General features: G+C 68.3%; 7 protein-coding genes and 1 pseudogene. 4 read left to right on the top strand and 4 right to left on the bottom strand.

Annotation, left to right across the window (positions count from 1 at the left end):
- Positions 1–364 precede the first annotated feature (364 nt).
- Positions 365–2,182, top strand: a complete 1,818-nt coding sequence (locus CKO40_RS19280) for a hypothetical protein (RefSeq protein WP_200348082.1) — start codon at positions 365–367, stop codon at positions 2,180–2,182.
- The gene (locus CKO40_RS19275) at positions 2,179–5,940 is read left to right on the top strand and encodes a DEAD/DEAH box helicase (protein WP_242477187.1); all 3,762 of its coding nucleotides are present in this window, start codon (positions 2,179–2,181) and stop codon (positions 5,938–5,940) included. The genes CKO40_RS19280 and CKO40_RS19275 overlap by 4 nt, the downstream gene beginning before the upstream one ends.
- Before the next feature lie 22 nt (positions 5,941–5,962).
- Here CKO40_RS19275 and CKO40_RS19270 read toward each other — a convergent pair whose 3' ends face one another.
- Complete coding sequence (locus CKO40_RS19270; RefSeq protein ID WP_200348081.1) at positions 5,963–6,496, bottom strand: type 1 glutamine amidotransferase domain-containing protein; 534 nt, start codon at positions 6,494–6,496, stop codon at positions 5,963–5,965.
- A 309-nt stretch (positions 6,497–6,805) separates the two neighbouring features.
- On the opposite strand from CKO40_RS19270, the gene glgB reads away from it, so the two are divergent.
- Complete coding sequence (glgB, locus tag CKO40_RS19265; protein ID WP_200348079.1) at positions 6,806–9,064, top strand: 1,4-alpha-glucan branching protein GlgB; 2,259 nt, start codon at positions 6,806–6,808, stop codon at positions 9,062–9,064.
- A 189-nt stretch (positions 9,065–9,253) separates the two neighbouring features.
- Here glgB and CKO40_RS24570 read toward each other — a convergent pair whose 3' ends face one another.
- A complete protein-coding gene (locus CKO40_RS24570) occupies positions 9,254–9,544 on the bottom strand; it encodes a hypothetical protein (protein ID WP_242477186.1) in 291 nt (96 codons plus the stop codon).
- A 196-nt stretch (positions 9,545–9,740) separates the two neighbouring features.
- On the opposite strand from CKO40_RS24570, the gene CKO40_RS19260 reads away from it, so the two are divergent.
- Complete coding sequence (locus tag CKO40_RS19260; RefSeq protein ID WP_338074226.1) at positions 9,741–11,513, top strand: glycogen synthase; 1,773 nt, start codon at positions 9,741–9,743, stop codon at positions 11,511–11,513.
- A gap of 77 nt (positions 11,514–11,590) precedes the next feature.
- Here CKO40_RS19260 and CKO40_RS19255 read toward each other — a convergent pair whose 3' ends face one another.
- Together CKO40_RS19255 and CKO40_RS24565 are read right to left on the bottom strand one after the other, a co-directional pair.
- Positions 11,591–12,571, bottom strand: a complete 981-nt coding sequence (locus CKO40_RS19255) for a calcium/sodium antiporter (RefSeq protein ID WP_338074225.1) — start codon at positions 12,569–12,571, stop codon at positions 11,591–11,593.
- A 182-nt stretch (positions 12,572–12,753) separates the two neighbouring features.
- Positions 12,754–15,228: pseudogene (locus tag CKO40_RS24565) on the bottom strand (hypothetical protein); the annotation flags it as partial.

Here is a 15,228-nt window from a genome sequence, read left to right as displayed (position 1 = left end):
GATCTCGCGCCACCATTGCGCCCGCCGCTTCGCAGATACGGGCCGCGGCCGCCAATTGCGACCGCATACGCGCGAACTGGTTCTGCGTCGCGCGCACCAGTCTATACCGGGCAAGCGGTGACGCAGCGGCAGCCCAAGGACGATTGCCGCGTCCAGCCATCAAGCACTATGGTTATCTGACCGACATCCTCGCCGGCTCTTCGCCCGAGCGCCACCAACGCTTTCCTGAGCCGATTTCCGGCACAGACGCGGGACAGACGCGGGACAGACGCGGAGCCGTCGCTCAGCCGGCCCGCGATTTGGACCCACGGTTTTGGGCCCACGGTTTGATCTGGCCAAGACAATCACAGACCAACGAGACCGCATGACCCTGCAAGACGCCCTGAGCTCGCTCACCGTACCGGAGCTGAAACAACGCTGCAGCCTGATTCCAGACCTGCGCGCCGCGAACCGCAAGGACCAGCTGATCGCCGACATCAAGGGCTATCTGCTCTCCGAGTCGCTCGACAAGCTCGTCGCCCGCCTGACCGAGCTCGAGCGCAACGCGGTCGCCGAGGCCGTCCACAACTGGGACGGCCATTTCCACGCGGTTGGCTTCGAGGCCAAATACGGCTCGCTGCCCGCACCGTTCAGCGACGACCCCCTCAGCTGGCTCAGTCGTCGGCGTAAGGACAGCCAAGACAGCATGCTCAAGCTGTTCTTCTACCAGCAAACCATCCCGGCCGACCTCGCCGCCCGCCTGGCGCAGCGGGTGCCGGCACCGCCACCGCTGCGCGTCGAGACGCTGGACGATGAGCAGTTGCCGGAAACGGTCAGGATCCAGCGCCCCACCAGCGAAGACCCCGAACCGTTACGGCGCGCGAGCACCGAGATGCTGGTCCATCAGGATCTGCCCGCGGTACTGCGCCTGGTCGCGCAAGGCGGCCTCGGCGTGGGCGCCAAGACCGGCCTGGCCAGCGCCGCCGCCATCCGACGCATCGAGTCGGTGCTGCTCGGCGGCGATTGGTACGACCCCGAGGACGATGCAGACCTCCCGCGCTGGGCCGGCGGGCCGATCCGCCCGATCCGCCCCTTCGCCTGGCCGCTGTTGCTGCAGACCGGCGGGCTTGCCAAGATCGACGGCAACAAGCTCGGCTTGACGGCCAAGGGCAAGAAGGCGCTGTCACAGCCCGTCCACGAGGTCGTCAAGCAGCTGTTCGAGCGCTGGCAGCGCAAGGGCAAGCCGGATGAGCTGCGCCGCGTGGACCTGATCAAGGGACAGACCAGCAAGGGCGTCAGACTCACGGCGCCGGTGGACCGGCGATTTGTCATCGAGGACGCCCTGCGCGACTGCTGCCCGGTCGGCGAATGGCTCTCCATCGATGATCTGTTCCGGCAGATGAAGGCCGCGGGTTACCGGTTCGTTATCAGCGGGAATCCCTGGAAGCTCTACCTGACAGAGGCCAACTATGGCTCGCTCGGCTATGAGGGCAACGCCAGCTTCGAGGTCCTGGAGGCGCGCTACACCCTGGCCTATCTGTTCGAATACCTCGCCACGCTCGGCCTGATCGATGTCGCCTACGTCCGACCTTACCGCGCCCGGCCCGACTATTATGATCTTTGGGGAGCCGACAGCTTCTCCTTTCTGAGCCGCTATGACGGACTGCAATACCTGCGCCTCAATGCGCTCGGTGCCTACTGCCTGGACCTGTCCGAGCACTATGCCGCACAGGCCGCGGAACGGCCGCCATTGTTCCGTATCGGCCCCGACCTGCAACTGGAACTGCTCCGAGCGCCGGAGCCGGCGGAACAGCTCCAGCTCGAGCAGATCGCAACACCCGCGGAAGCCGGTCGCTGGCAACTGGACCCGGCGCAGCTCCTCGCGCGCGGCACCGATGCCGACGAGCGCGAGCGCAGTCGGCAGTTCCTGGAGTCGTCAGTGGAAGGCGAAGCGCCGGCCGAGCTGAGCGATCTCCTGGCGCGCATCGAGGAGCGCGCCAGCGCGCTGACCGATGCCGGGCCGGCGCGGCTGATCCAATGCCGCGATGCTGCGCTGGCAGCGATGCTGAGCACCGACCCGGCGACCGCGGCGCACTGCAGCCGCGCCGGTGAGCGGCATCTGTGTGTCCCCGAGAAGAAGCTCAATGCCTTCCGCAAGGGGCTGGCTAGGCTCGACTTCGTGCTGCCGGAGCTCGCACCTTGATCCAGACCGTGACCCAGACCGAGGCCCAGACCGAGGCCCAGACCGCCCTCATCGAAAAGGCCTTGGCAGGCGATGCCGATGCCGCGCTGGACCTGCTGCCGCTGCCCGCCGACGCGCTCGAGACCCTGCTCACCAAGCGCACGGCCACCGAGGCGCTGATGCTGCGCGGCTGGCTGGCCGTCCTGCGCGGCGATTACGCTGGCGCGCTCGGCCACTTCGACCAGGCCCACCAGGCCGAGCGCAAACGCACCCGCAAGCGCAACCTCTACCTGCCTGGGCTACCCGGCGCGCTCTATCTGATCACGCTGCTGCATCGCGGCGAGCCCGACGACCTCGCCAAGGTGCATCAGCAGGTGCGCACCTGCCTGCGCGCGAGCGTGACCGACAAGCTCGAAGCCGCCTTTCGCGTCATCGGCGAGCTGGCCCAGGTGCTCGCCGGGCAGAGCAAGCCCGAGGAATGCTACGCGCTGCAGCACGGCTACGGCTTCGGCTCGCGGCGACCGCTGGGCCTGCTGTTCCGGGCCTTGGCACTGTATTGGCTTGGAGAGCCGATCGGTTCAGAGATCAAGCAAGCGCTTGCCCGGTACGCCGAGCAGTCCGCTCAACCGGGCACCGGACAGGGCATGGAACAAGGTTCCCGGCAGGCCGCCGGGCCGCGCAGCCAGCAGGCCGCTGGGCACGGCTTCGCGCAAGGCACTGGCCAGAGCACTGGCCAGAGCACTGGTCAGAGCACTGGTCAGAGCACTGGCCAGAGCATCGGGCGGGAGAGCGAACAGGACGCCGAACAGGCTGGACGTTGGTTCCGGCACGAGGCACTGTCACTGCTCGCCGCCGTTGGCTATCAGGGCGCACTGCCGGCCGCGCCCTCGATGCCGCCCGAGCTGGTCGCACTGACCGGTATGCTTGAGCCCAAACCGCCCTGGGCACTGGCGCTCGAGGCGTTGGAACGGCTCGCGTCGGACTCGGCCAACGCCGAGGACGAGCAGCCGTCGCAGGATCGGCGTCTGGTTTGGCTGCTGGTGATCCAAGGCAGCTACGCGACCTTGGAGCCGCGCGAGCAGAAGCGCGCGAAGAGCGGCAGCTGGACGCGAGGGCGTGCCGTGGCCTTGCAGCGTCTGGCGAGCGAGTCCGAGATGATGCCCCACCTCAGCGCCCGCGACCGGGCCCTCTGCGCCTGCATCGTGCGCGAGCGGCAGCAGACCTATGTCGGCGGCCCGGCGCAACAGAGCTACACCCTGGACCCGGACTGCGCCTTGCTGGCCGCTGTCGGCCATCCGCTGGTGCTCGCCGACCCCGGCGATGAGACACCGCTGGAGCTGGTGCCGGCCGGCCCTACCCTACGCGTGATCGATCGCAGTAAGGACATCCTGGTCCAGATCGAGCCATTCCCCCAGGAAGGACGCAGCGTACAGCCGGTGCTCGAGAGCGGCCAGCGCATCCGGCTGGTCCAGTTCGACGACTCCCACCGGCAGATCGGGGCCATCCTCGGTCCCGACGGGCTCGCCGTGCCCAAGGCATCGCAGCAGGCGCTGCTGAAGACACTGTCCTCGGTAGCACCCCTGTTGACGGTCCATTCGGATATCGGCGGCGGCGACAGCAGCGCCGCCACCGAGGTGCCTGCCGATGCGCGCCCGCACCTGCACCTCACGCCGAGCGGCCAGGGCCTGGAGCTGGGGCTGCAGCTGGAGCTGTTCGTGCACCCGTTCGGCGACGCCGGCCCGCAGCTGCGCCCGGGCGAGGGCAGCGCGACCCTGTTGACCGAGATCGATGGCCGCGCCCTGCGCTGCACCCGTGATCTGCGCGCCGAACGCCACGCGGTGCAGCAGCTGCTGACGGCCTGCCCAGCGCTCGCCGGCGAGACCGCGTCGACCTGGCAGCTGGACGACCCGGAAGCGGCCCTGACCGCGCTGGAGCAACTGCAAGCCCTGGGCGATGCGGTGGTATTGGACTGGCCCAAGGGCAAGCGTGTCGCGTTGACGGAGCAGGCCCAAGTCGGTCAGCTGCGCGCCAGCGTGACGCAGAAACAGGACTGGCTCGAGCTCGGTGGCGGCCTGCAGCTCGACGATGGCCGCGTTCTGGAACTGCGCGAGCTGCTGGCCCGCGCCACCGAGGCCAAGGGCCGCTTCGTGCGCCTGGGCGAGCAGGAGATCCTGAGCCTGAGCGCCGCGCTGCGGCGTCGCCTCGACGGCCTGCGCGGTCTCACCGACCGCGGCCGCTTCCATCCGCTGGCGGCACCCGCCATCGCGGAGCTGATGGATGGCATGGAGGTCGCCTCGTCACCGGCCTGGGAGCAGCTGCTGGCGCGCCTCGCCGAGGTTCGCGAGCTGAACCCGCAGCTGCCCTCCACCCTGCAGGCCGAGCTGCGCGACTATCAGGCGGAAGGCTACCGCTGGCTCGCCCGCCTCGCGCACTGGGGCGCCGGCGCCTGTCTCGCCGACGACATGGGCCTCGGCAAGACCGTCCAGGCGCTGGCGCTGATCCTGTCGCGCGCCCCCGAGGGGCCGACGCTGGTACTGGCGCCGACCTCGGTCTGCGGCAACTGGCTGGACGAGGCCACGCGCTTCGCCCCGACCCTGCGCCCGCTGCGCTTCGGCCCCGGTGACCGCACCGCGATGCTGGCGCAGGCCGGCCCGTTCGATCTCGTCGTCGCCAGCTACGGGCTGTTGCAGACCGAAGGCGAGCGCCTGGCCGGCGTGCATTGGCAGACCATCGTCGCCGACGAGGCCCAGGCGTTCAAGAACGCGCTCACCAAGCGCTCCAAGGCCATCATGCAGCTCGCGGGCGCGTTCCGGATCATCACCACCGGCACGCCGATCGAGAACCACCTGAGCGAGCTGTGGAACCTGTTCCGCTTCATCAATCCCGGCCTGCTCGGCTCGCTGGAGTCCTTCAACGCCCGCTTCGCCACGCCGATCGAGCAGCACCAGGACCAGGACGCCCGCGCACGACTGCGCCAGCTGCTGCGCCCATTCATCCTGCGCCGCCTCAAGAGCGAGGTCTTGAGCGAGCTGCCACCGCGCACCGAGATCACGCTGAGCATCGAGCTCAGCGACAGTGAGCGGGCCCTGTACGAGGCCGTGCGCCGCGAGGCCCTGGCCCGCCTCGAAGACGGTGAGCCCAACGCCAACCCGGGGCAGCAGCGCATGCAGCTGCTCGCCGAGATCATGCACCTGCGCCGCGCCTGCTGCCATCCGCGCCTGGCGCTACCCGACAGCACCCTGCCGAGCAGCAAGCTCGACGCCTTCGCCGACATCGTCGACGAGCTGATCGAGAACCGTCACAAGGCGCTGGTGTTCAGCCAGTTCGTCGATCACCTCAAGCTCATCCGCGCGCACCTCGACGCCCGCGGCATCCGCTACCAATACCTCGACGGCAGCACCCCGGAGCCGCAGCGCCGCGCCGCGGTGACTGCGTTCCAGTCCGGCGCCGGCGAGCTATTCCTGATCAGCCTGCGCGCCGGCGGCGCCGGGCTCAACCTGACCGCGGCCGACTACGTCATCCACATGGACCCCTGGTGGAACCCGGCGGTCGAGGACCAGGCCTCCGACCGCGCCCACCGCATCGGCCAGCAGCGCCCGGTGACCATCTATCGGCTCGTGGCCAAAGGCACCATCGAGGAGCGCATCCTGCAGCTGCACGCCAACAAGCGCGACCTCGCCGATGCGCTGCTCGAGGGCACCGACGACAGCAGCCGCCTGAGCTATGCCGACATGCTGGCGCTGGTGCAGGAGCGCGACCCGGCTCGCGAGGCGGTCTGACCCGATCACCGGCCCAGCCCCATCAGTGGCGCGCGGCTAGCGCCTCGAGGATCGCGGGCAAGAACTGCGGCAGATCGCCCGGATTGCGGCTCGAGATCAGGTTGCCGTCGACGACGACCGGCGCATCGAGCCATTCGGCACCGGCGTTGACCATGTCGTCGCGGATGGAGAAGAACGAGGTGCAGCGCCGCCCGCTCAGGACGCCGGCCGAGGCCATCACCCAGCCGGCATGGCAGATGAAGCCGATCACAGCACCACGTTCGTGCAGTGCCTTGACGAAGGCGACGATCTCGGTGTGTCGCCGCAGCCGGTCGGGTGCGTAGCCGCCGGGGATGATCAGGCCGTCGAAGTCGGCCGGGCTCACCGCATCGACGCCGACAGGGGGATCGGCGCTGAGGCCGTGCTTGCCGCGATAGGTCCGGGCGCTCGGACCGACCAGGGTCACGTCGGCGCCGGCCTCGCGCAGGCGCAGCACCGGATACCAGAGCTCGAGGTCTTCGAATTGGTCTTCGACCAGTACCGCAATGCGGGCATCGATCTGAGAGATATCGGACATGGATGTTCTCGTGCTGCAGTGGATCAGGACCCAGCCTTCACTGGCTCGAACGAGCTCAGGAGCCGCAACTGGATCACTGCCAAGTATTGCACTTCACTTGCACCGGGTCAGAGTCCGGTGTTTCCCTGATGGAGTTGATCCAGCCCATGCGCGGCAGGTCGGCGCATCCACGAAACCGCACATGGTTGCGGGTAGATGCCCGATAATCATGCCGATGACCGCGGCGTCAACCCGGCCCAACCATCGCTGCGGCCTCGCTGCGCGAACGCGGCCACCTCGACCAGACCACGCACGGAGACAGACACCCGCATGAGCACGAACCAGCTTCCCACCGCGATTCAGCAGCTTGTGGAGGCGACCCATGCTGACCCCTTCGCCGTTCTCGGCCCTCATCGTGACGGCGAAGAGCTGTGCGTGCGGGCCATCTTACCGCAGGCCGAGACCGTCTCCATCGCCGAAGCCCAGCAGGAGATGACGCGCCTGCACGGGACCGATGTCTTCGAGTGGCGCGGCGCCGTCACGAGCCTTCCGGAGCGCTACCGATTGATTTGGCGCGACCAGGACCACCGCGAGCACATCGCCCACGACCCCTACTGCTTCCCGCCCCAACTACCGGACTTCGACATGCACCTGTTCGGCGAGGGCCGCCACTGGCACGCCCATCGGCTGCTCGGGGCCCACGTCCACGAGACCCAGGGCATCGCTGGTGTGCTGTTCGCGGTCTGGGCGCCCAACGCCGCCCGTGTCAGCGTGGTCGGCGACTTCAACCAGTGGGATGGCCGCTGCCACCCGATGCGCCTGCACGGCAACGGCGTCTGGGAGCTGTTCATTCCAGACCTGGCACCCGGCCAGCTCTACAAGTTCGAGCTGCGTAGCCGCGAGGGGGCGATCCTCCTCAAGTCCGACCCCTACGGGCGGCATTTCGAGGTGCGTCCAAGCACCGCGAGCATCATCGAGCCGCCCAGTCACTACCGCTGGCGGGATGAGGAATGGCGCAGCGCGCGAGCGGCTCACGACTGGCTGCACAGCCCGATGGCGATCTACGAGGTCCATCCGGGCTCCTGGCAGCGCGGTCCCGAGGGCGAGATGCTCAACTACCGCGACCTCGGCGAGCGGCTGGTCGCCTATGTCAAGGAGCTCGGCTTCACCCACATCGAGCTGATGCCGATCACCGAGCACCCGTTCGACCTCTCCTGGGGCTACCAGACCACCGGCTACTATGCCCCGACCAGTCGTTTCGGGACTCCCGACGACTTCCGCTGGCTCGTCGACCACTGCCACATCAACGGTATCGGCGTGATCCTGGACTGGGTCCCGGCCCACTTCCCGAAGGATGCCCACGGCCTCGGCCGCTTCGACGGCACCGCGCTCTTCGAGCATGCCGACCCGCGCCTCGGCGAGCATCTCGACTGGGAGACCCTGATCTTCAACTTCGGCCGCAACGAGGTGAAAAACTTCCTGATCTCGAGCGCACTGTTCTGGCTCGAGGAATACCACATCGACGGGCTGCGCGTCGACGCGGTCGCCTCGATGCTCTACCTCGACTATTCCCGCACCGATTGGCTGCCGAACCAGTACGGCGGCCGCGAGAATCTGGAGGCCATCGCCTTCCTACGCGAGCTCAACGAGATCGTCCACGACCAGGTGCCCGGCGCGCTGGTGATGGCCGAGGAGTCGACCTCCTGGCCGCAGGTGACGCGCCCGACCTATCTCGGCGGGCTCGGCTTCGACCTGAAATGGAACATGGGCTGGATGAACGACACCCTGGAGTACTTCAAGGAGGACCCGATCCATCGCCAGTACCACCAGGACGCGCTGACCTTCAGCATGCTCTATGCGTTCACCGAGAACTTTCTGCTGCCGTTCTCGCACGACGAGGTCACGCACGGCAAGCGCTCGCTGCTGTACCGGATGCCCGGTGACGAATGGCAGCGCTTCGCCAATCTGCGCCTGCTCTACACCTACATGTATACCCACCCGGGCAAGAAGCTCCTGTTCATGGGCAGCGAGTTCGGCCAGGGCGAGGAATGGAACAGCCAACGCGTCCTGGATTGGTACGTGCTCGAGTACCCGTTACACCAGGGTATCCAGCAGCTGGTGCGCTCGCTGAACCAGCTCTATCAGGCCGAGACGCCGCTCTATGAGCTGGACTTCAACTGGGAAGGCTTCGAATGGATCGACTGCCACGACGCCCAGAACTCGGTGCTGATCTACCAACGCAAAGGCCAACCCAGCGACGCGGCGACCGATGACCTGGTCCCCTCGCACCTGGTCATTGCGCTCAATTTCACACCGGTGCCGCGCCACGATTATCGCGTCGGGGTGCCCGCAGCCGGGGCCTATCGAGAGGTCTTCAATTCGGACGACACAGCCTTCGGCGGCAGCGGCGTCCGCAACGGCCCCGAACCGCTGCAGACCGAGCCCGTTGATTGGATGAATCGCCCCAACTCGCTGGTACTGACCCTACCGCCGTTGGGCGGAATCGTGCTGAAACAGGACCCGGGGGCAGAACCGGGAGAGGCCCAAGCAGCCCCAGCCCCACTCCCAAGCGCCAGCGGAGCAGACTGAGTGCGGCCGTGTGCCCGGCGGCATTGGGCCAACACCTGGCGAACCCCTGGTGCAACCAAGCATCAGCCCGTTTCCAGAGGTACGTAGCCAGTTAGAGCATCCGATCCCATCCCGATCGCGCAGGTGAGCAGCGATGGCAAAAAAGCCAACCACGACCAAAAAGACCAAGGCATCGGCAGGCGCAAAGCGTCATAACACCACGGCTTCGAGTCCGGCCAGCAAGAAGACCTCAGCGAAGCCCACCGCCAAGACAACCAAGAAGGTGGGCGTCGAGCAAGCCGAGCAGCCGACGGCGACCAGGGCGTCGACCTCTGATTCGGCTTCGGCTTCGGCTTCGGCTTCGGCTTCGGCTTCGGCTTCGAACAGCGCGACCGGCGCGACCGGGTCATCGCCCGACAGGCCAAGGGCACAGAGCGGAACCGCCGCCGCGCAGCCCTCTTCTGCACCAGGAGCTGCGCCGGATACCAAAACGGCTGCCACGCAAGCGGCGAGCAACGCCGACAGCCCCGATCAGGGCGCTGAAGACCAACCCTCGACCGGGCGTCCTGACCAAGAGGACAAGCAGTCGACCGCCACGGTATCGACTACCAGTGCAGGCGAACGATCCGCGACCGGCAAGGCGCCTCAGGCACCGCGCACGCCAGGGCACACCGAGGCGCGCGCCGACGAGGCCCTAGTGCAGCCGACGCCGCCACCGGCATCCGAGCCGCAACCCGGCGAGTCGAGTCCAACCGACGAGGCGCCCGAGCCGCTTCCCCCAGAGGCGCGCTCACCAGAGGCGCGCTCACCAGAGGCACGCTCACCAGAGGCACGCTCACCAGAGGCACGTTCAACAGAGGCACGTTCACCAGACGAACGTTCACTAGAGGCGCGCTTACCAGAGGCGCCAACCATCGAGCCAATCTCGGCCGAGCCCGAGTCTCAGCGGGAGCCTGAACCGGAACCACCGGCGGTCCATCACCCGCCGCGACCGAGCCTGTTCATCGTCCATATCACCCCGGAGATGGCGCCGATCGCCAAGATCGGCGGGCTTGCCGATGTGGTCTTCGGGCTCAGCCGCGAGCTCGCGATCCGCGGCAATCACGTCGAGATCATCCTGCCGAAGTACGACAACCTGCGCTACGACCACATCTTCGAGCTGCATCCGGTCTACAACGACCTCTGGGTGCCCTGGTACGACGGCGCGATCCATTGCACCGTCTATTTCGGCTTTGTCCATGACCGCAAGTGCTTCTTCATCGAGCCGCATTCGCATGACAACTTCTTCAATCGCGGCAGCGTCTACGGCTTCAATGACGACATCCTGCGCTTCGCGTTCTTCTCGCGCGCCGCGATCGAGTTCCTGTGGCAGGCCGGCAAGCACCCGGACATCATCCACTGCCACGACTGGCAGACCGCGCTGGTCCCGGTATTCCTGTACGAGTTCTACCAGCGCCTCGGGATGACCCACCCGCGCGCCTGCCTGACCATCCACAACTTCAAGCATCAAGGCGTCACCGGCGGCGAGCTATTGCGCGCCACCGGCCTGCACCAGCCCGAGCGCTTCTTCGACTGGCACCGGATGGGCGACAACCGGCACAAGAACGCGCTGAATCTGCTCAAGGGCGGGGTCGTCTACTCGAACTTCGTCACGACGGTCTCGCCGCGCTACGCCTTCGAGACGAAGGACCAGGGCCAGGGGTTCGGCCTCGAGCCGACCCTCCATACCCATCACATGAAGTATGGCGGCGTCGTCAACGGGATCGACTACGACGTCTGGAACCCAGAGGTCGACCGCTACATCCCAGTGCGCTACGGCCTCGACAGCATCGATGCCAAGTACGACAACAAGCGCGCGCTGCGCCAGCGGCTGATGCTGGCCGACAACGAGAAGCCGATCGTCGCCTTCATCGGCCGGCTCGACCCGCAGAAGGGACTCGAGCTGGTGCGCCATGCGATCTTCTCGACACTCGAGCACGGCGCCCAGTTCGTGCTGCTCGGCTCGAGCCCCGACCCCAGCATCAACAACGACTTCTGGGGCCTCAAGCACATGCTCAACGAGAGCCCCGACTGCCACCTCGAGATCGGCTTCGACGAGGACCTCTCGCACCTGATCTACGCCGGCGCCGACATCATGCTGGTGCCGAGCCAGTTCGAGCCCTGCGGCCTGACCCAGCTGATCGCGCTGCGCTATGGCACCATCCCGGTCGTTCGCACCGTCGGCGGCCTCGCCGACACCGTCTTCGACAAGGACTACTCGGACCGCCCGCTGCACCAGCGCAACGGCTACCGCTTCGACAACTACGACGTGCCCGGTCTGGAATCGGCGCTCATCCGCGCGATCGACTGCTACTACCAGTATCCGGATCACTTCCGTGAGCTGATCAAGAACGCGATGCGCGCCGACTACTCCTGGAACTACCCGGGGCAGGACTACCTGAACATCTACGACTTCATTCGCGACCGCTGAGCCGCGACTCGAGGCCAAGCAAGCGCCCGATGACCGCCGAAACGAACGGAGGACATCGGGCGATCCCAACAGCCGATTCACCCCGTCATGACCGACGCCACCAGCCAGGTGTTGTAGGCGACGAACGCGAGCACCAGCAGCGCGCCCTCGAGGCGGTTGATGCGCCCTTGCCCGCGGAAGCCATAGGCCATCACGAACAACGCCGCGATCAGCCCCATCATCACCGGCCAGTCGCGGGTCAGGATCGCGGGCGCCAGGGTCGGCATCGGCATGATGACGCCGGCGATACCGACGACCGCCAGCAGGTTGAACATGTTGGAGCCGACCAGATTGCCGAGCGCGATGTCATGCTCGCCCTTGCGCGCGGCCATCACCGATGCGGCCAGCTCCGGTAACGAGGTTCCGAGCGCGACGATCGTGAGGCCGATGACGAGATCGCTGACCCCGAGGGTCTGAGCGACGTTGACCGCCCCCCAGACCAGGCCCCGGGAGCTGACGATCAGCAGCACCAGCCCGGCGGCGAGCCAGAAGAGGGCCCGACCGAGCGTCATCGCGTGCGACTCGAGCTCTTGAACGGTTTCGGCTTCCAGCGCGTCACCATGGCCGCGCAGCGCCGCGACCAGGCTCCAACCGATCAGCGCGAAGAAGCCCAACAGCAAGAGCAGCGACTCGGGACGTGTCAACGCGCCATCCCAGAACAGGATGCCGGCAGCGAGGCCGATGCCGAACAACAGCGGCAGCTCACGCCGGATGATCTTCGAGTGCACGACGATCGGCGCGACCAGAGCCGTTACACCGAGCACCAGCCCGGTATTGACGATGTTGGAGCCGAGCGCATTGCCGAGGGCCAGGTCGGGATTCCCGTCCAGCGCCGCCATCGCCGAGACCACCATCTCCGGCGCCGAGGTGCCGAAGCCGACGATCACCATCCCGATCACCAACGACGGCATGCCCGCATGTCCGGCGGTCGCCGCCGCCCCGTCGACGAAGCGATCGGCGCTCCAGACCAGCAGCGCAAAGCCGCCGACGATGGCCAATAAGGCCGGAATCAGATCCACGAACCGATTACCCCTGAATCACGGCCTGACCGGCGATCGCCTGACAGACCAGCATGCGATCAAATATGACCCCAAGGGTAATCGCGCTCTCGCCGGAATGTCCAGGACCGCTCTGCCTCGGGGCGCCGCCACGAGGACAGGGCGCTAGAGGCTGCGGCGCACGTCGAGCCGGCCGGCGCTCATCATCCCAGACGCCGGTCGCGCAGCTCGTGGCGCTGAAAGCCGTCGTCGCCGAGCGCGTCCTGCGCCAGCTCACCGAGATGGCGATGATGGGTGAAGAGCAACACCTGGGTCTTGCCGGCCAGCTCGCGCAGGATCGGCAGGATCGCGCGGCAGCGGCGGTCGTCGAAGGTCATCAGGAGGTCGTCGAGGACCAGCGGCATCGGCGCATGCTGCTCCAGATGGCGCTCGATCGCGGCGATGCGCAGCGCCAGATAGAGCTGGTCGCGCGTGCCGTCGCTCATGCCCTCGACGCCGACCTCGGCCTCACCGCGTCGCCCGACCAGCACCGGCGTGTCGTCCCCGGCGAACGCGGTACCGAGTCCATCGAAGCTGCCGTCGGTCGCCTGCCTGAACAACGCGCCGGCACGGCTCAGCAGCGGCCCTTGACTCTCGCGCCGGAAGCGCTCGATCTGATCGCGCAGCAGCTGCACCGCGAGCTGCAGGCGCAGATAACGGTGGGCGTCGCGGCGGATGCGCGCGGCGGTGTTCTTGGCGTCCTGCAGGTGCGCAGCGGCGTCGAGACCGGCCTGTTCCAGCCGGGCCTTCTCGATATTGGCCTCGTGCAGCGCATGCAGCGCCTGATCCCGTTCCTGTTGCAGGCTCGCGATCGCCTGATCGAGCCCATCGCGCTCGGCGGCCAGCGCATCGGCATCCTCGGCGCGCACCCGCTCGATGAAGGCATCCAAGGGCTCGCCGCGCGCCCAGGGATGCAGCGCCTGGCGCCGGCGCTCGATCTCGCTGTCGATCGCGTGCCGGCGCTTCAGCCCGTCCAAGAGCCCCGTCAGCGCCGCCTCGTCGCCGCCCTCGGCGCGGGCGAGCTGCGCGGCCAGTTCCTGCTCGGCCTGATCCAGCTCGGCACGTGCCGTGGGTCGCCGTTCCTGCGCCTCGTTCAGATCGCGCCGGGCCTCGTCCTGGCGCACCTTGTGGGCTCGGGCCTCATACAGCGCCTGCCACAACGCCGCCTCCCGCGCCTCGACGGCGCCACCCGGCAGCGCCAGCGCGTCGGCGAGCCCATGCACCCGGGTCGCGTAATCGGCGATGTCCTGTTGTCTGCGCGCCAGGGTCTCGCCCAGCGCGTGCCAGCGGTCATAGCGTCCGACCAGCGCCTGGCGACGCTCCAAGAGCGCGAGCACAGTCGCGATGGTCGCCTCGACCGGCAGCCCGAGCCGCCGGCAGCGTTCCTGCCAGCGCGCATGCGCATCGGCCTCGGCCTGCTCCAGCGCCGGCGCTTCCGACTCCAATGCAGCAAGCTCCTCATGCAGCCCGCGCTGGCGCTCCAGGAGCTGTTCGCGGGCACCGCGCGCCTCATCAGCGGCCCGCACCGCGCGCTCGGCTAGGGCGCGCAGGCTCGGGAGATGCCCGTCGACCTGCCGTTCCTGCCCGGCCTGCCCGGCCTGCCCGGTCTGCCCGGTCTGCCCGGCCTGCCCGGCGTGCCCGGCCTGCCCGGTCTGATCGGCCTGCCCGGCCTGATCGGTCCGACCGGCGCGCCCGGCATGCTCTGCCGGCCTGGCCTGCCCTGTCTGCCCTTCAGGCCCGGACGGCACCGGCAGCAGCGGGCGCAACAGCCCGATCGCCTCGTCCAGCGCGGCGCGCGCGCGCGCCAGCTCGGCGTCGGCCGTCTGCCAGCTCGCGAAGGCGGCGCGCAGCTCCAGCCAGCGATCGCGCCACTCCAGCATCTCCTGGGGCGTGGCGGGCGTCAGTCCGCAGGATGCCCAGGCGGCGTGCCAACGGTGTTGCCAGTCGGCGCGCGCGGTCTCGGCCTCGGCGCGGACCCGCCGTGCATCAGCGGCATCGTCGGCAGCGCTGCGTTGCTGCTCGCGCAGGGTCTGCGCCTGGGCGACCGCATCCGCCTCGGCGCGCAGCCGGTCGGCGATCTCGTCAGCGGCGCGGACGCTGGCCGGATAGGTCTCAGCCAAGCCTTCGCCACCGGTATCACCTCCGGCACCAGCACCAGCACCAGCACCAGCATCGGCATCGGCATCGGCATCGGCATCGGCATCGGACGCACCATCCCGCCAGACGGCGACGACCCGGGCCCAGGTGCGGTCGCGGTGCGCTCGCGCCTGTTCCAGGTCGTGCTCGGTCGGTAGCGCGCCGCGCCGCTCCAGCCGGGCCAACTCGGCTGCGGCTTGACGCTCGCGTGCCTGCGCGGCCGCAGCGCCGTCCTCGGCCGCCGCCAAGTCCTTGGCGATGGCCGCCTCCTCGTCAGCGAACTGCCGCAGCGCCGCCGCCGATGGCACGGACAGGGCACAGGCGCCGGCAGGGTCCGCCGGCGCCCCAGGCAGCAGCTGATGGCGGAGCGCACAGTCGCGGCCGGCCGCGGCGAGGTCGGCCTCGAGCTCCGGCAGCCGGGCCGCGAACTGCGCCGCGGCCTGGGTGCGCGTCAGGGCATCGCGCAGCCCGGTCGGGTCCGGCAGCGGCTCGCCGCCGCGGCC

This window comes from Halochromatium glycolicum (genome assembly GCF_016584085.1).
Classification (GTDB): Bacteria; Pseudomonadota; Gammaproteobacteria; order Chromatiales; family Chromatiaceae; genus Lamprobacter; species Lamprobacter glycolicus.
This window is presented reverse-complemented; position numbering and strand designations above follow the sequence as displayed.

Coding starts and splice junctions, on each gene's coding strand:
- CKO40_RS19280 (WP_200348082.1), top strand. CDS start 365: ATGACCCTGCAAGACGCCCTGAGCTCGCTCACCGTACCGGAGCTGAAA.
- CKO40_RS19270 (WP_200348081.1), bottom strand. CDS start 6,496: ATGTCCGATATCTCTCAGATCGATGCCCGCATTGCGGTACTGGTCGAA.
- glgB (WP_200348079.1), top strand. CDS start 6,806: ATGAGCACGAACCAGCTTCCCACCGCGATTCAGCAGCTTGTGGAGGCG.